This window comes from Cohnella rhizosphaerae (assembly GCF_029525575.1).
Lineage (GTDB): Bacteria > Bacillota > Bacilli > Paenibacillales > Paenibacillaceae > Cohnella > Cohnella rhizosphaerae.
In genome coordinates this window covers 1303054-1320463 of the sequence record NZ_JAPDIA010000003.1, presented here as the reverse complement: position 1 = coordinate 1320463, position 17410 = coordinate 1303054, and the positions used below count along the sequence as shown (strand labels likewise).

Here is a 17410-nt window from a genome sequence, read left to right as displayed (position 1 = left end):
CGACACAGGCAACCTGATTAAACCGTGCGCCGGAACACCTCGGCCAAATTCACCGCAAGGCACGGCACCGCCGATGAAACGATCTCGTCCTCCACCGTCCACGTTTTGACGAGCCTGTACTCGCCTTCGGTCAGCACGAATTGATCGACCAGCCGGTACTCGGGCTCGACCAGCCAATATTCGGCTACGCCGAACCGCTCATAGGTCCCCTTTTTTGATCGTCTTGTCGTTACGCGCCGTGCTGTCGGACAAAATCTCGACGACCAGGTCCGGCGCGCCATAGACGTAGCCGTCCCGGATAATGTCGCTGCGCGTCCGGCTAATATAGAGCAGGTCGGGCTGCAAAATGTTGTCCTTGTCGAAATGGACGTCCAGCGGCGCGAGCAGGATTACCCCGTCCTGTGCGCAGGAAGCGTGGAACGCCAGGTAAAGCTGCCCCAACACATCCTGGTGCACGAACTTCGGCGAGGTGAGAAAGTCGTACCGTACGCCGCCGATGATCTCGTAGCGTTCGTCAATGAAATAAGTGCCGTGGGTCTCTTTAACCTTGCCGCTGTCGCCATTTTTCTTTTCACTCATCTCTAATCCCCCCCCCCCCCCTAAAATAAAAACCCCGCAAAGCCCCGCGATCCATCGCGCGCTCTGCGGGGTGCTTCCCCGATCATTTCCCTTATTATGGTCGAAAGAGGGCGAAACTGTCAACCCTCGAGGCAGACTCCCGCCTTACTTCGCCAACTCCCCGAACCGCGAGAACACTGCCAGCGCAGGATCGATCGGCACTTCCGCCCGCTGCAACCCTTCGGGCGTCTCGATCGTCGGCGTCGGCCGCGGCAGGCGACCTTCGAACTGCGGCAGCCACTGCCGCTGCGCGGTCAGCATCTCCGTGACCATGTCGCGGATCTCCTTCAGCGTCAGCACCGACGACGTGAGCGGATCGAGCGCGATGGCCTGCACGACCGTCTCCGGGTCGCCGGATTTGGCAGCCAGCACGGCCAGCCGCTGCACGTTGATGTTGGTCATGTTAAGCGCCGCGCACTGCGGCGGAATCTCGCCGATGACGGTCCGGTGGATGCCCGTGCGGTCCGCGAATACGGCGCCCTCGGCGCAGCAGTCCGCCGGGAGGTTGGCGATCATGCCGTTGTTGCGCAGATTGCCGCTGAACTTGAACGTTTTGCCCGTTTCCAACGCCTCGATGATATAAGCGCAGTATTCCACGCTCCGGGGCGGCAAATCGTACGATTCGTCCGCCAGAATGTCCTGGTCCTTGTACTTCTCGGCGACGTACGCGCACCAAGTATAGTACGCGCCGGATTCTCCGCCGAAAGAAGGCTCGTCGCAGTACAGGTCGAGCGCCTTTTGATTTTTGCGGAACCACGGCACGTACTCGGACAGATGCCCCGTCGACTCGGTCATGAAGTAGCCGAAGTGGCGGAACACCTCGCCGCGCACCTTCTCGTTGACGTAAAATGCAGGCTGCTCGAACTTGTCGCGAAGCGCCGGGTACAGATCCTCGCCCTTGTGGGACAGCTTCGTGAACCAGCCCATGTGGTTGATGCCCGCGGAGACGTAATCGATCTCTTCCTTCGGCACGCCGGTATAGCCCGCGATGAGGTCAAGCGTCGTCTGCACGCCGTGGCACAGGCCGACATATTGAATGTTGGTCTCGCCGAGCGCCCAGCAGATCATGGCCATCGGGTTCACGTAGTTGAGCAGCGTCGCGTTCGGGCACAGCTCCTCCATATCCCGCGCCACGTCCAGGATGACCGGAATGCTGCGCAGCGCGCGGAATACGCCGCCGGGGCCGAGCGTATCGCCGATGCACTGGTCGACGCCGTACTTCATCGGAATCTTGTAGTCCAGTTCGAACGCGGACACGCCGCCAACCTGGAACGACGTGATGACATAGCTCGCGCCGGCCAGCGCCTCCCTCCGGTCGGTCGTCACGAGTACGCGCGACTTGAGCCCGTTCTTCTCGATGACCTTGTCGGCGAACGCTTTGACCTGCGACGTTTTGCCCGTGGAAGGGGCCATCAATACGAACTCGGTGTCCTCCAGCTCCGGCGTCGCCATGATGTCGAGCATCAGCGTCTTGCAAAAAACGATGCTGCCCGCTCCGATGATCGCGACTCTTCTCATGGTACGATCCCGTCCCTTCGCGCTTTATTGGTATTGCTGCATCAAGCGGATGTAATCCCTGGCCAGCTTCAGGTCTTCCAGCGCTTCCTTCGATTCGCACGGCGCCGGCCGCTCGCCGCGCACCGCGGCGATGAAGTTCATCGCCTGCTTGCGCATGGCGTGCAGGTTCGGCATCACAGGAATCTCGTAGGAAGGCGCGCCCTTGCCGTCCTTCATGATCGTGACCTTGCCGGCCTGCTGGCGGGCGAGCGGCGGCGGCAGATCGACGCGGACGAAGCCGCGCTCGAAGCAGACGAGCAGGCTCTCGTGCCATTCGATCGACGTATTATACGGGGCCATCTCCAGCGCGACCGTGACGCCGCCATCGCTCTCGCCCGCCAGCAGCACGCCGCGGCGATCCGCGAACGTGATCTTGTACGGTTCGCGCAGCAAGAAGCGGATGGCGTTGACCTGATGGATGTAATAGTTGACGAATGCATCGAGGTGGCGGGTCTGTTCGTCTGTGAAATAGTCGGGTCCCGGCTCGATCGCGACGTTCGGATACGGTTCGTCCGAGTTCAGCGGCGCATCCGAGCCTCCGATCCAGTCGCCCGGCGGCATCGTGACGCGGACATACTGCATTTTGCCGTACTCGCCGCTTGCCTTCCACTGCTCGATGACGGCGCTTGCGTGCTCCATCGCAGGATCGGAGCGCTTGTGGTAGCCGACCATGTGCAGCGTCTTGTATTCGTCAGCGAGCCGGACCAGCTCCTCGCCGGCCTCGACGGTAAGCGAGATCGGCTTCTCGGTGAACACCGGGATGCCCGCCTTCAGAATGTCGGGGATGAGGTTGATATGCGTGCGGTACTGCTGCGGCGCGACGATCGCATCTACCTTTGCGTCATGCAGCAGCTCCAGATGATTGGCATACACGGTCGGTACGCCGTAGCGGTCCGCCACCGTGCGCGCGAGTCCCGGGCGCACCTCGGCCAGCGCCACGACCTCGCATTGATCGCGCAATACCGCGTAGTTGGACAGATGCGCCATCTGCCCCATGCCGCCGACGCCGACGAATCCGATTTTTAATTTGCTCATCTCGCTCACTCCCTGGGTCCCAAGTTTTCGAATAAATAGAGGCCTTCCGTGCCCGGCGCGACGATGTCGGGGTAGCCGTTGCCGGTGATGTCCTGAATCCACATATAAATGCCGTTGCCCGAGCCCTCGCCCGCGGGGCCGTAATCGATGACATGCTTCTCGAAGGCGCCGCCGTTGATTTTGAAATAGTACAAGAACAGCGGATCGTCGAAGCCCGGATCGTTGTCGTGCGCCAGATAGCGCTTGCCGGTGACCAGCTCCAGCTCGCCGTCGAGATCGAGATCGACGAGCATCAGATCGTGATACTGGGACGCGGTCGTATCGATGTCGTGGCGGGTCCAGCTGCGAGAGCCGTCCGCTTCCCGTCGCTGCTCGTACCAGTGCAGGCCGTAGTCATGCGCCTGGCCGACGATCAGATCGCACAGGCCGTCGCCATTGACGTCGTAGCCGAGCACCGGCACGCTGGCGGAGCCGAGCGAGAACTCGGGGTGGAACGTCCACGGTCCCGCGAACGGGTCCTCCGGCTGCTCCAGCCAGCCGTTCGACAGCACGATGTCCGTACGCCCGTTGCCGGTAATGTCCGCAAAACCCATGCCATGCCCGCTCGGACCTTCGGAGATGACGGTCTTGCTGAACTTCCCCGTCCCCTTGCCGTTCTCGTCGACGATCAGCTTGTAGAAGGCTTGAGGCGATCCCGGCGTGTTGGGAAAAATCTCGGGTATGCCGCAGCCGTCGATGTCGAAGTAACGAATCGTCTCGATCGGCGTGCTCGGGTCGATCTCGATCGTCTCCCATTCCGCGGAGGCGATCCCCGGGTTGCGTCGCCACTTGAGCGCGCCTCCCCACCAGGAGCCCGTCACGATATCCATCCGCCCGTCCCCGTCCACATCCATCGGGAAGTCGGAGAAGTCGTCCCGGTAATGCGCGTAGGTCGCCAGCTCGCAGATTTTGTGTTTTTTGACGAAATCGGGCCCCTCGTACCAGTAGCCGCCGCTCACGATATCGAGCGTGCCGTCGCCGTCGACGTCGAAGACGGAGCAGGCTTCGAACGTCTCGTCGCTCAGCTTCCGCTTGTTGAATTGAATGGGCATGCGCATGTCCCTCTCTCCGCAGGTCTATGGATTCGTTGTGAAAGCGCTATTGAATGTCGTATCGCTTATAATCTACAATACAGACAGATTAAGGGACAATGCGGAGAGTTGCGGGATTTGGCTATTGAAAATTGGGTTTTGGAGGCGCGCACGCATGAGGCACTCGATCATCGCCGGGAAGCCGGAGATTCTGAGCGGATCGCTCATTCACGGGAGCAAGGAGTCGCCCTTCTACTTCCCGCTTCACCAGCACGAGCTAAACGGCGAGATCTTCCTGATCACGGAGGGAGAAGGGGAATTTCGCGTGGACGGCAGGTTCTATCGCGCCAAAGCCGGCAGCCTGCTCATGTACAATCGGGGCATCTGGCACGAGGAACGATCGACCAGCGACAAGTTCGCCGCGGTTTACGTCGCGTACGCGGGGCTGCAGCTGCAAGGCATGCCGGCCGACTGCCTGTCGAGCGCCGCCCAGCCGGCCATGCTGGAGCTCGGCGAGCACTTTTTGCCGGTGAAGAAGCTGTTCGTCGACATGATCGAGGAATGGAGCAGCCCGCTGCCCGAATCCGCCTTCGTCGCGAACGGACTGCTCCACGCGCTTACGGGCAGGCTCGCGCGTCTGCTGCATTATTCGGCGGCGGACCAAGTGAAAAAGCGCCCGCACAAGGAAACCGTTCACCTGGCGAGGCGCTATATGGAGGAAAATTATCCGTTCGACGTGACGCTCGAGACGCTGGCCAGCCTGACCTACACGAATCCGTACCATTTTATTCACGTGTTCAAGGCCGAGACGGGCATGAGTCCGATCCAATATTTGATCCGTTACCGCATCGAGGTGGCCAAGCAGTACCTGGCGTCGACGCGGCTGCCGATGGCGGAGATCGCCGAGAAGGTCGGGTACAAGAGCGAGACGTACTTTCAGAACTTGTTCAAAAAGACGACCGGGATGTCGCCGGGGAAGTATCGGACCGCGGCTGGCGGCAAGGAGTAGCGGAAGCCGCTAACGCGCGCGTGCGTCGACGCACGTGCCGGATAAGAAATGCCGCCTGCGGCCTTTGTTTGCGCGGTGGCGCTCAACGGACGGACTGAGGAGCCCTTATTTTTGTTCCTATCGCAATTTGCGGCCCGTTCGCGGACCCAGGAGCCCCTATCGCGGGTTTGGAGAGCTATTTTAGCCTTGATCTGAGCAAATAACGCCTCTCCAGTCCGAAAAGATCGCAATTGCACCGTTTTGTACGCAATAGCGTCATCTGAGTCCGGTATCTTCTTTCGGCTTGCCTTCCGTTGCTCCCGCACTACTCATTCGCATCTAACGCGTACTTTATCGCCTATTGTCACCGCAAGGTTAGCTAGTGAAGCCAGCGGGGGCGATGGGACGCCGCCGCTCCTGTTCGGCATCTGCCTGCGCGAGGGATGGCCTGTGCGAGGGATGGCCTGTGCGAGGGACGGCATGCGAATGCCCGCCAAGGATGGCAGGCATATCCGCATCGGCTCGTCCAATCGGCTAAAAGCCTGCGTGATCCAGCGCGATCCCCTTTCTCGCCTCGCACGACGATGCGGGCGCTATGCAGCGTTACCTGGTCGAGACCGTGGCGTATTCCGAGCCGAAGAGGCGCTGAAGGGCGCTGCCTGTCGATTTTATACTTTCCATTATATCAAACGGAAAGGACCGCCCTTGCCGGACGGTCCCAACTTATAAATTACGATCGCCCTGCCGGCGCCGCTGCCGTACGCGCCTGCCGATCGCCGATCGAATTGCCGACGTACAGCACCTGCGGCGGCTTGCGTCCTGACGGCCACGCGATTCTGTGCGGCATTCCCGGCCACAGATCGAAGAAATTGTCGGACAGCGGAAGATCGCCGTCGAGATCGATGCATACGCCGAAGGCGAACGCGCTGCTGGTGAAGACGGCATGGCCGCCGTCCATGCGAACGTCGATCTGCGCCTGCGGCCAGTTCATCTCCCGGAAGCGCGGCACAATCAGGCGTCCGCGCGCAACCGTCTCGCCGCCCTGCGACAGACTCGCGAATGCCAGCGTGTCCGCAATCCCGGCGGCGTCCCAGGCGTCCGCGTCGAATTCGGCCACGCAGCGCGACGTATTCGCCGGCACCTCGACCGTCGAGCGCAGCTCCTTCACGTAGTCGCCGCCGAGCGTGAACAAGCCGCCGTGCAGCTCGCCGCGCCACGTTTCCCCCGTCTCGTTGATGCCGAATATGCGGACCAGCCCCGCTTCCCGGACGACCACGACCGACACGGGCTGGAATGCCCGCTTCACCGGGTAGAAGGACGGCGTCCGGTTGAGGTAATAGTCGACGATCGTCCAGCTGCGGGTCGCCGGCCAGCAGTCGTTGAACATCCAGAAGATCGCCGAGGCGCTGTCGAACATCCGGCGCCGGAAGTTGTCGATATACTCCCTTAAACCCTCGCCCTGGACCAGCCCGCCGTAATAGACATGCTCCTCGATCGACAGCCCGCGCGGCTCGAGCCCCGTCCATTCCCGGATCTGCCGGTCGGGCGCCGACTGCGCGTACCAGGAGTCGACCGCGTTGTCGTGCTGCTGCCAGGCGAAGGACAGCACCTCCCGGTGAGGGTCCGGCAGACTGGCGTGCATGGCCGGCAGACTGGTCGGCCCGAGGATGCCCCCTTCGTTCGGGAACCGGCAGGTCAGCGACCGGTATTCGCGGAAGTCGGTATTGTCGAAGCCGACCGTCCACGGATGCTGATCGCCCGCCGAATCGTCGTTCGGATGCAGATCGTCCGGCGAATACGGACTGCTCGGCTGATAGTAGCGTCCCGGGTCTTCCTCCCGCACGATTCGGGGCAGCACGTGATGGTAAAACGCGTAATCCGGATACATGACGCTTTCGCTCGCCTCTTCGTCCCAGCGGTTCGTATGCCATTGATTTTCGTTGTTGCCGCAGTACATGACGAGGCTCGGATGATGCGCCAGCCGGCGCACGTTGTAGATCGCCTCTTCCTTTACGTTCCGCATAAAAGCGGGCTCCGTCGTCGGGTACGCCGCGCAGGCGAACATGAAGTCCTGCCAGACCATCACGCCCCGCTCGTCGCACAGCTCGTAGAAGTCGTCCGATTCATACACGCCTCCGCCCCAGACGCGCAAAAAGTTGAAGTTGGCTTCGAGCGCCCGGTCGATCAGTCCTTCGTAACGGGCGCGGTCCGCGCGAATGAACAGCATGTCGGCCGGAATGAAGTTGGCGCCCTTCGCGAATACGGGCTTGCCGTTGACCTCCAGCACGAAGTAGCGCCCCCCGGCCGGATGGGGATCCTGGTTAATGGCCAGCCGCCGGAAGCCGGCCCGCTTGACGCGCCTGCAGATGACGCTCCCGTTCACTTTGACCTCCACCTCGATCTCGTAGAGCGGCTGCTCGCCGTGCCCGGACGGCCACCACAGCCGGGGATTCGGCACCGCCGCCGCCGCGTCCAGCCGCTGCTGTCCCTTGCGCACCGGATGGACGCTCGAAGCCGCGGCACCGCCGTTCACGCGTACCGTCACCTCCGCCTCGGCGGGCAGGTCGGCGCAGCCTTCGAGGAAGACGCGAACCGACACGGCCCCTTCGTCCATCCGTTCGTTCAGGTCGGTCAGGACGACGATGTCGTCGACGCGCGCCGTCGCGGCCCATTCGAGACGCGCCGGCTTGTGAATGCCCACGTTCACATAACGCGCGGACCAATCCCAGCCGAAGGAGCTTTGCGGCTTGCGCAGCCAGATCCGCTTGTGCAGGACGTGGTCGTAGGAATTTTCATAGTAGCCTTCCACCGAGCGGTTGCCTGCCGCGTGCAAGCCGCCGTTCAGCACGACGACGAGCAGGTTTTCCTCGCGCAGCTTGCCTGTCACGTCAAGCTTGCAGGGACGGTAAAAATTGGCGTGCTCGCCGATCCTCTCCTCGTTCAAATAAATGTGCCCTTCGTAGTCGAGCCCCTCGAAGACGAGCCAGGCACAGCCTTCGACCGCCGCCTCGGGTGCAGAGAACGTCTTCCGGTAAGCCCAGATGCTCTCCTCCACCCAGCGGCCGGACAGGGCGTTCAGCCCTTCCGTCGGCTCTTCGATCAAGCCGCGCTTGATGAGCTCCAGGTGAACCTCGCCCGGCACGCTCGCCTCCATCCACTTGGCGTCGTCCGTATCCGCCAGATGGAACGTCCGCACGCCGCCCCGCTGCCCGTCGGAGCCCGCAAGCCGCCAGACGCCAGACAGATCCAGCGCGCCGTGCAGCCTTTCCTCCATGTCCGTACAATCGTTCAAACGCATGTCCCCCCACTCCTTCTCTTCTCAATCCGCTGCCAGCTCCAGCTCGATCACGGTGTCGATGTCGTCCGGCAGCTCCGCGCCGGCAAGCGTGATGAACGCGTCGTCGGGGTATTCGTAGGCCATCCAGGGCGTCTCCACCTTGATCTCCGAGCCGTCCGCGAGCAGCCTGGCCCGCTTGATCTTGCCCTTCATCCCTTCGAACGAGATCGGTCCCATGCCCCGGTCGAAAATATGGGCGTACAGCTTGTTCCCGTTCTGCGTGTAGCGGCCCCACTCCGGCTTGGGCAGCGCCGCCGCGCCGCAAGCCGTAGATGCTGCTCGCGTTCGCGTCCATCCAGCGGCCCGCCTCGCGCAGCACGTCGACGGACTCGCCGGGGATGCGCCCCTTGGGATCAGGCCCGACGTTGAGCAGCAGGTTGCCGCCCTTGCTGACGCATTCGACGAGCCCGCGAATGACGGTCTTGGCCGACTTGTAATTGCGGTCGGACGAGCAGTAGCCCCAGTGGTCGTTCAGCGTGATGCAGGCCTCCCACGGCACGGGGCGTCCCGACTCGCTGCGGATGCCCGCGGACGGCAGCATCTGCTCCGGACTCGCGAAGTCGCCCGCATATTCCTCGGGCTCCGCCGCTTTGATGTTGCCGCCGAGCCGGTTGTCGATGACGATGTCCGGCTGGAGCGCGCGCATCATCCGCACGAGCTCGGTCGCCCGCCACTTTTCGCCGGTCATGTCGTCGTAGGAAAAGTCGAACCACATGACGTCGATTTTCCCGTAGCCGGTCAGCAGTTCCTTCACTTGCCCGTGCATGTAGTCGAGATAGCGGTCGAAAACGATCGGCTTGTCCTTGAACGCTTCGTTCGCGCGCATCGGATGAATCTTGTCGCCGTAAGCCGGATAATCTTCGTGATGCCAGTCGATGATCGAATAATACAGGCCGACCCGCAGGCCCTCCTCGCGGAACGCCTCGACGTACTCGCGGATCAGATCCCGGCCCGCCGGCGCGTTGGTCGCTTTGTATTCCGTCAGCTTGCTGTCGAACAGACAGAAGCCGTCGTGATGCTTGGCCGTCATGACGGCGTACTTCATGCCGGCGGCCCTGGCGAGCTTCGCCCAAGCCCGCGGGTCGTAGCGGTCGGGGTCGAATTCCTCGTAGAAGGGGCGGTAATCCGTCTCCGGGATCTCCTCCAGGCTGCGGACCCATTCGCCGCGGGAAGGAATCGCGTACAAGCCCCAGTGAATAAACATGCCGTACCGGTCGTGCATGAACCATCGCACCCGTTCCGGATAAGCCTCGTTATGCATCTTCAAATACCTCCATAAATTCGGAATAGCTCCGCGAAGCGGCCCTGCCTCTCAACTTAAAAACGGGTGCCGGAGCAGCGGAATCCGCCGTTCCGGCACCCGCGATCCCGGATCGCGGCTACGCCCCGCGGCCGCCGATCCTTCGCGTATCGCTTCTAGCCGGCCATCTCTCCGGCTTGGTGTTAGCCCGCGATCTTCGCCTTCGTGTCCTCGAAGGCTTGCTTGTACCATTCGAACCACTTGTCGGCGCCGGCCTTGGTCAACTGGTCGATCAACGCCGCTTGCCGCTTCTGATAGTCCGCGTCGTCCTTCGATTGCAGGACGACGATCGGCGCTCCCTTGATGATCGTGTCTCTCAGCTTGGCGTCGATCCGCTTGATATCGTCCGGCATCGGCGGCATCGCGTTGACGACGTCCTGCGGCATCGCGTCCAGCGTCTTCACCTTGCCCGCGTCCGCCAGCTTCTTGTAAGCCTCCGACGGATACGTCACGCCGTAGTGGTCGTTGTAGTCCTTCGTGAGCGAGTTGTTCTGGGTCGCGTACATCTCCGGCGTATCGAACAGATTGACGATGCTGCCGTCGCTCGTCTCGGTGAAGTCGGTCAGGCCCTGCTGGTTCGCGGCCATGTTGATGCCCGTCTTCTTCCAGGCGTCGCCGCCCGCCGAGCGGAGCTGGACGACATCCGGCTTGATCTGCGGCTTGCCGTCCACGACGTCCCAATGCACGCCCTGGACGCCGCTCTGAATCAGGCGGGAGCCCTTTTCGGAGACGAGGAAATTGATCAGATCCATCGCGCGGGCGGGATCCTTGCAGTTTTTGGTGATCGCGTAGGCGCGGTCGCCCCAGCCCGCGACCGTCGAGCCGCCGACGTACGCCTGGCCCCAGGCGAGCGGTATGGTCACGTAGCCTTTGTCGGCGCCCTGCTTCAACAGATCGGCGTTCGCCTGCTGGAACGGCCAGGTCGCGACCGACGAGAGCAGCGTTCCCTGCGTGCCTTTGGCCACGATGTCGTCGTACTTGGCCGTAAACGCGTCCGGATCGAGAATGCCCTTTTGCTGCGCCTTGTACAGGAACGAGATCGTATCCCAGAAGTCGCTGTGCGCAGGATCCAGGTACGTGTTGTACAGCTGCCCGTCATTGACGTTGAATTTGCCGTTCCCGGTGACGAGGCCGAGACTTGCCAGCCCCCACGTATCCCAGTCGTTCCAGATCGCCGCGCCGTACACCTTTTTTGCCCTCGGCCGTCGTCGGATGCTTCTTCACCATGTCCGCCAGCACGTTCACCATGTCGTCGATGCTCTTGATCTCGGGATAGCCGAGCTCCTTGTAATAATCCCAGCGGGTGTTGAAGCCGACCTGCTGGTCGAAGCCCCAGCCCGACTTGCCGATCTGCATCGGGATGACGTACAGCTTGCCCGTGTCGTTGCTCCAGAACTTCCTGGAATAGTCCAGGCTCTGCGCGTAGACCGGCGCCATGATGTCCGGTCCGTTGCTCTTCACCAGATCGTCGAGCGGAAGGATGCTGCCGCCTTCGATCAGCTGCTGCAGGTACGTCGTGTTGACGTTCTTCACCTGGATGATGTCCGGCAAGTCGCCGCCGGCCAGCTCGACCTTGAACTTCTCTTCGTCGAACCGCTCGATCTTGAAGGTGACGCCCGTCTGCTTGACGATCTCGTTGTATACGTCGGTACCTTCGAAGTCCGGGCCCGTCGCGTTGAACTGCACCTTCAGCGTGATCGGATCCTTGGCCGGCGCGCTCGTCGGCGAGCCGGAATCGGAAGCGGTTGCAGAAGCGCTGGAAGCGGACGGAGCCGCGCTTGCGGACGGCGATGCCGTCCCGTTGTTCGAATTGCCGCTGCAGCCCGCCGTGACGGCGAGCGCCACGGCGAGCGCTGCGAATGTTGTCCCCCTGGACGCTTTGGTGCTAAGCATGCCATGTCCTCCCTTAATATCTGAATCATCTATTGTTCGCGCCTTCCTAGGTTAAGGCGGTACAACCATCAGCCTTTGATCGCGCCGAGCATGATGCCCTTCACGAAATATCGCTGCAGGAACGGATATACGAGCATGACGGGAATCGTGACGACCATCGTGATCGTGATGCGAATCGATTCGGGCGATACCTTCGTCGCAAGTCCGCGGTTCAGGTCCTGCATATTGCTGCTGTTGACGATCTGCTGCGCCTGGGTCAAGTAATTGTAGAGGACCAGCTGCAGCGTCTGCAGCCTGTCGCTGGATACGAGGAAATAGTTGTCCATCCACGTATTCCACTGACCGACCGCGGAGAACACCGCGATCGTGGCCACGATCGGCATCGACAGCGGAAAGATGATGCGGACGAATATTTTCAGAAACCCCGCCCCGTCGATCATCGCGGACTCCTCCAGCGCCTTCGGCAGCTGCTCGATAAACGTCTTCAGCAGCACCACGTAAAACGCGGATATCGCGCCGGGAAGAATATAGAGCAGGAAGCTGTTCTTCAGGCCCAGCGCCTTCATCGTCAGGTACCAGGGGATGAGCCCCGCATTGAAGTACATCGTGACGACCAGAAAGCGATAGATCAGCTTGCGGAAATACAACTCGTTTTTCGTTACCGCATAGGCGAACCAGGAGCAGCACAGGACGGTGACGGCCGTGCCGATCACGGTGCGAAGGACCGAGACGACGAACGAATTCAGCATATGGTCGAGCTTGAATATCGTCGCGTAGTTCAGCAGCGTGAAGCCCGCCGGGGCGATGAACACGCCTTTGACCGCCTGCTGCGGATCGCTGATCGAATAGATGAAGATATAGTAGAACGGGTACACGCACAGCAGCGTGATCGCAATCTGGACCGCGTAGTTAAAAATATCGAACGTCAGGGAAGAATCCTTTTTCACCGTTCGCCCCCCTTTCCTGAAATACGGATTGCCCTCTGATCTTGCGCGACAGCGCGTTCAGCGAGAACAGCAGCGCGATGCTGACGATCGACTTGGCCATGCCGACCGCCGTCCCGAACGGAATGTCTCCCGTGGCGATCCCCATCCGGTACACATAATAATCCAGCGTCTCGACCTTCCCGGACACGAGCGAGTTGTAGAAAACGAAATACTGCTCGAAGTTGTTCGACAAAATGCCCGCGACCGCCAGCAGCGTGAGCACGAAGAAGGTCGGCATGATCTCGGGTACGGTGATGTGCACGATCCGCTGCAGCCTGCCCGCGCCGTCCACCTTGGCCGCGTCGAACAGCTCGGTGTCGATGCCCGCGATGGCCGCCAAATATACGATGCTGCCGAAGCCGAGCCCCTTCCAAACGCTCACGGCGGTCTGGAACAGCCAGGCCGCTTCCGGATTGGCCATGACGTTGGTCGGCTCCTGAATCCAGTGCAGCTTCATCAGAAGCTCGTTCAGCAGTCCGCCCGAGGAGAACAGGGCGGTCGCCAGCGAGTAGACGATAATGAAGCTGATGAAATTCGGCAGCGTCGTCAGCGTCTGGACGGCCTTGCGGAACTTGCCGCTCGCCGTCTCGTTCAGCAAAATGGCGAAAATGACGGAGAGCGGCGACGCGAGGATGCTGAGAAAGCCGAGGACGAGCGTGTTGACCAGCACGTTTATCAACTGCTCCTTGTCCTCGAAGACGAGCCTGAAGTACTTCAAGCCTTCGAAGGACGATTCCGAGAGCGGAATGCCGGGCCTGTAATCGAAAAAGGCGTAGATCCACCCGAAGAGCGGAATATAGTTGAAGGCGAAGATCATCGCGACGAAGGGCAGCACCATCGCGAACAGGATCAGGCGGCTGGCGGTGAGCGATTTCTTTTTTGGAGGCTTTTTCCCCCGCGCCGCCGAGCGCGGTCGGCACGGCCGCTTGCGCGGATTTCATTCGTCATCATCCATTCTTTGTTCCGGCTTCTTTCTTGTTTTCATTATAGAAATCGGCCGGAACAGAGAACATGTACGATTCTACGGTTTTTGGACCTCGCCCTCCGCCAGCTTCGGCATGCGCATGCCGACCCGGGTTCCGACGCCTTCCTCGCTCTCCACGGTCAGGCCGTACCGGCCGCCGAAGTGCAGACGCAGCCGCTTGTGGACGTTGAGCAGCCCGATCCCCGACTTCTCTCCGTCGGCGGCGCCGTCCAAACGAATCCTCCGATCGAGCTCCGCCGTCTTGGCCGGCGACATGCCGCCCCGCGTGTCGGCGACGACAAAGACGAGATCGCCGCCGTCCTCGCAGACGGACACGCGAATGACGCCTTTGCCCGATCGGCCGTGAACGAGCGCGTTCTCGATCGACGGCTGGATGATGAACCGGAGCGACAGGCAGCGCTGCAAAGGCTCGGGAACATCGAAGACGAATTCGACCTCCTCGCCGTACCGGAAGTTCATAATGTTCGCGTAGTTGCGCACGAAGGCGATCTCTTCGCCGATCGACCAGAACGGCGAGGGCTTGTTGTAGATCGGGCGCAGCATGTTGCCGAGACTCGTGACGCATTCCATGATATTGGTCGCGCCGCCGAGCGCGGCCAGCCACTTGACCGTGTTGAGCGTGTTGAACAGAAAATGCGGATTGATCTGCGACTGGAGCGCCTCGATCTCGAGCCGGCGCTTCTCCTGCTCCGCTTCTTCGTTGCGCTTCATCAGGTCCGCGATGCCGACCGACATCCGGTTGAACTGCTCGATCAGAAGCCCGATCTCCTTGTTCGAGGCCTGCGTCAGCTGCTGTCCGAGCTGCCCCCGGCCGATGTTGCGCATCCCGCGGATCAGCTCCTGAAGCGGCCCCATGATCCGGTGCATCCAGAGCGAGGAGAGGGCGGCGATAAGGACGACGGACAGCACGAATACCGCCGCGGTGAACCGCTGGATCGCGACGGCGCCCCGGCTGTATTGCGCGGAGGGGACTTCGTTGGTCAAGGTCCAGCCCAGATCGTCCAGCCGGTAATAGAGCACCTGCTCCTTCGTGCCGTCCCGGACGGATTGAAAGCTGTCGAACTGGCGGACGTCCGCCGCCAGCTTGTCGCCGAACCTGTACGGGCGCCCGATATCGGCCTCGTCCGTGCCGGAGATCACGATCCCCTCGCCGTCGACGATGCTCATCTTGCCGTTCGGTCCGCTGCGCAGGCTGCCGTAGAGCGAATGCAAATATCGCTCCTTGACGTTGAACGCGAGCACCGCGTTCACGGGCAAGATCGCGCTGACCTCCCGGCTGTCCATCGAGGTGATTCCCCGCAGCGCGGAGATCAGATGACGGTTCGAATCGGCGTTGGCGAGCGGCGTGCGCATGAAGTCCTGGGTCGTCACGCCGCCGGTCCAGTACAGCAGGTTCGGATAATGCTCCTTGACGAACAGGTACAGCGGATGGCTGTAGAAAGGATAGCTCTTGCCGGTTACGGCCGAGCTCTGGTTTTGCGAGGGGGGTGCCGCCGATGACCATGCCGTTGTCCAGGAACAGGTACATCGAATCCAAATAATCGTAGTTGCCGAAATACCGCGCCATCAACTTGTCGACGCCGCGGGAAAGGGGGATGAAGTCGGCGTTCGACAGACGTTCGCTGAGCAGGAACGTCTGGACGTCGGTCTCATAGATGAAGGTGTTGGCATACTTGTCGACCTCGTGCAGCAGCGTCCGGATATTCGTCTCGATCTGCCGGAACTGGGCGAGGCTCGTGTCCTCCATGCTCGTCTGCAGCACGGTCATCGTTTTCCGGTAGCTGTAATAGGACGTGACCGACAGCACCGCCAGGGTGATGGCGACGAAAGAAAGGATCAGCTGGTTTTTAAGAGAGAGCCGGCCCAGCCGCAGACGCCGCTCAGCGCTCATGGCCGTCACCCGCTCCCGCGATCGGATCCTGCACCCACAGCCTGCGGAAGCCGTTCGGGCGAACGCCCACATGCTTCAGGAACGTCCGGCTGAAGTAGCTGTCGTCGGAGAACCCGGTACGCTCGGCGATCTCGTAGGACTTGAGATTGGTCGTGAGCAGCAGCTCCTTCGCCTTCTCCAGGCGGACGCGGTTGACGTAGTCCGTGAAGTTGACGTTCAGTTCCTTCTTGAACAGGCCGCTCAAATAATTGGGGACAGCTCCAGCTCCTCCGCCAGCTGCTGAATGGACATATTCTCGGCATGATGCTCCTGCACGTACTGCACGGCTCTGGCGATTTCCTTGCTCAGCTGCTTGCGGCTGCCGCGCATCGCCGCGAGCTCCGCCAGATACCGGCCGAACGCGTCGATCGTCTCGTCCAGCGTCTCGCATCGGCCCAGCGTCTCCCCGTATGCCGCGGCCAGCATGGCCGCTTCCTGACGGCCGGCTTCCGCCTGCGCCGCGGGCGCATGAAGAAGCCGCACGAACAGCTTGCGCACGTCGGCCTCGCCGCAATCGCCGCCGGCCGCCGAGAAGCCGCGCACGATCTCTTCCATGTCGTCCCGGACGGCGCGGAGCGCGTCCGGCAGCCCGCCAAGGACGCCGTTCAGCCTTCTGCTCACTTCGGCGCAGTCTTCGGGCTCCGTCCGGCGGCGGAACAGAATGTGCCCCGTGCCGGCATAGAACCTTCGCCGCGCGGCCTCCTCGCTCTCCCGGTACAGCGCGCGCATCGAGGCATACTCGCTGCGGATGCCGCTGACGCCGATCGTCGCGGAGACGTTAAAGAACCGCTTCATCACCTTCTGGATCTGCTGAAGCAGCCAGACGAGCTCTTCGTGGATCTTCGCCTCGCTGACGATATCCCGGAAGCTGAACAGCAGCAGATAGCGCCTTTCGCCGTCGGATACGGCCTCCCCGCGCTTCGATTGGTCCAACTGCTCGCTCAGCACGTTCAGGATCGTCGCCCGGATCAGCTCGCCCTTCTCGTCCTTGAACTTCTCCCGGACGCCGTCGAACCGGTCGATCTCCAGCGTGCAGACGACCAGCCGTTCGGGGTGCAGCCGCAGCTTCAGCTTGGCGATATGGCGTTTGAACTCTTCTTCCGAATACAGGTTGTAGAACACGAAGTTTTTGAGCACGTTTTCCTTGAGATATTCCGGGTTGCGGATGATGCCTTTGCTCGCCTCGATCGACTCCTGGACGCCGAGCTCCTCTCTGACCTGCGTCAGCACCGAATCGATCTCCTCCGGCGTCATCGTCAGCTTCAGCATGTAGTTGGAGACGCCCATGTTCATCGCCTGCCGCACCAGGTGGAAGTCCTCCATGCAGGACAGAATCACGATGCGCGTCCGGCTGTCTTGCTCGCGAATCCGGCGGATCAGCTCCAGTCCGTCCATCTCGGGCATGAGCAGATCCGTGACGATAAGGTCGGGCCGCAGCCCGCCCTCGTAGAGCTCCCACGCCTCGCGGCCGTTCGCCGCGTCCGCGCATACGGTCATGCCGTACTTTTCCCAGGGAACGGTATTTTTGAAGCCGAGCCGGACAAGCATCTCGTCTTCGACGATCATGACGTTCAACATAGGTGCACCTCTCTCATCGAAGCAGCGGCGGGCCGCATGCGTCAGCGGCCGGACGGCCGGCGGGACGCGCGGAAACGCTGTCCACGTTGTATTCTGTAGAACACCCCGCACCTCCTGCCGGCGTCCCGCTTCC

General features: G+C 61.6%; 14 protein-coding genes and 1 pseudogene. 1 reads left to right on the top strand and 14 read right to left on the bottom strand.

Going from position 1 to position 17410, the window contains the following annotated elements:
- Positions 1–17: 17 nt before the first annotated feature.
- The 5 genes from OMP40_RS11690 to OMP40_RS11670 all read right to left on the bottom strand — a co-directional run bounded on the left by OMP40_RS11690 (position 18) and on the right by OMP40_RS11670 (position 4307).
- Positions 18–281 carry a Uma2 family endonuclease gene (locus tag OMP40_RS11690; protein WP_277531487.1) on the bottom strand — a complete coding sequence of 88 codons (264 nt, stop codon included), beginning with the start codon at positions 279–281 and terminating at the stop codon, positions 18–20.
- Positions 199–579, bottom strand: coding sequence for a Uma2 family endonuclease (locus OMP40_RS11685; protein WP_277531486.1), 381 nt, complete (start codon positions 577–579; stop codon positions 199–201). Before OMP40_RS11685 ends, OMP40_RS11690 begins: the two co-directional genes overlap by 83 nt.
- 144 nt (positions 580–723) lie before the next feature.
- Entirely contained in the window at positions 724–2136 is a 1413-nt protein-coding gene (gene melA, locus OMP40_RS11680; RefSeq protein WP_277531484.1) for an alpha-galactosidase, read from the bottom strand.
- Between the two features lie 24 nt (positions 2137–2160).
- Positions 2161–3210: a Gfo/Idh/MocA family protein gene (locus tag OMP40_RS11675; RefSeq protein ID WP_277531482.1), complete on the bottom strand. Its 1050-nt coding sequence runs from the start codon at positions 3208–3210 to the stop codon at positions 2161–2163.
- 5 nt (positions 3211–3215) lie between these two features.
- The gene (locus OMP40_RS11670; RefSeq protein WP_277531480.1) at positions 3216–4307 is read right to left on the bottom strand and encodes an FG-GAP repeat domain-containing protein; all 1092 of its coding nucleotides are present in this window, start codon (positions 4305–4307) and stop codon (positions 3216–3218) included.
- A gap of 148 nt (positions 4308–4455) precedes the next feature.
- On the opposite strand from OMP40_RS11670, the gene OMP40_RS11665 reads away from it, so the two are divergent.
- Positions 4456–5289, top strand: a complete 834-nt coding sequence (locus OMP40_RS11665; RefSeq protein ID WP_277531479.1) for a helix-turn-helix transcriptional regulator — start codon at positions 4456–4458, stop codon at positions 5287–5289.
- Between the two features lie 709 nt (positions 5290–5998).
- Here OMP40_RS11665 and OMP40_RS11660 read toward each other — a convergent pair.
- The 9 genes and pseudogenes from OMP40_RS11660 to OMP40_RS11620 all read right to left on the bottom strand — a co-directional run bounded on the left by OMP40_RS11660 (position 5999) and on the right by OMP40_RS11620 (position 17277).
- On the bottom strand, positions 5999–8566 hold the full coding sequence (locus OMP40_RS11660) for a beta-mannosidase (protein WP_277531477.1): 2568 nt from the start codon (positions 8564–8566) through the stop codon (positions 5999–6001).
- A gap of 21 nt (positions 8567–8587) precedes the next feature.
- Positions 8588–9866 (bottom strand): annotated as a pseudogene (locus OMP40_RS11655) (alpha-L-fucosidase).
- A gap of 182 nt (positions 9867–10048) precedes the next feature.
- Complete coding sequence (locus tag OMP40_RS11650) at positions 10049–11092, bottom strand: type 2 periplasmic-binding domain-containing protein (protein WP_277531475.1); 1044 nt, start codon at positions 11090–11092, stop codon at positions 10049–10051.
- On the bottom strand, positions 11001–11798 hold the full coding sequence (locus OMP40_RS11645; protein ID WP_277531474.1) for an extracellular solute-binding protein: 798 nt from the start codon (positions 11796–11798) through the stop codon (positions 11001–11003). The genes OMP40_RS11650 and OMP40_RS11645 overlap by 92 nt, the downstream gene beginning before the upstream one ends.
- Positions 11799–11866: 68 nt before the next feature.
- On the bottom strand, positions 11867–12745 hold the full coding sequence (locus OMP40_RS11640) for a carbohydrate ABC transporter permease (RefSeq protein WP_277531472.1): 879 nt from the start codon (positions 12743–12745) through the stop codon (positions 11867–11869).
- Positions 12708–13622 (bottom strand): ABC transporter permease, encoded by a 915-nt coding sequence (locus OMP40_RS11635; RefSeq protein WP_277531471.1) that lies wholly within the window; start codon positions 13620–13622, stop codon positions 12708–12710. Before OMP40_RS11635 ends, OMP40_RS11640 begins: the two co-directional genes overlap by 38 nt.
- Before the next feature lie 183 nt (positions 13623–13805).
- Positions 13806–15140 carry a sensor histidine kinase gene (locus OMP40_RS11630; protein WP_277531469.1) on the bottom strand — a complete coding sequence of 445 codons (1335 nt, stop codon included), beginning with the start codon at positions 15138–15140 and terminating at the stop codon, positions 13806–13808.
- A gap of 509 nt (positions 15141–15649) precedes the next feature.
- Complete coding sequence (locus tag OMP40_RS11625; protein ID WP_277531467.1) at positions 15650–15904, bottom strand: helix-turn-helix domain-containing protein; 255 nt, start codon at positions 15902–15904, stop codon at positions 15650–15652.
- On the bottom strand, positions 15901–17277 hold the full coding sequence (locus OMP40_RS11620; protein WP_277531465.1) for a response regulator: 1377 nt from the start codon (positions 17275–17277) through the stop codon (positions 15901–15903). Before OMP40_RS11620 ends, OMP40_RS11625 begins: the two co-directional genes overlap by 4 nt.
- Between the last annotated feature and the right edge of the window lie 133 nt (positions 17278–17410).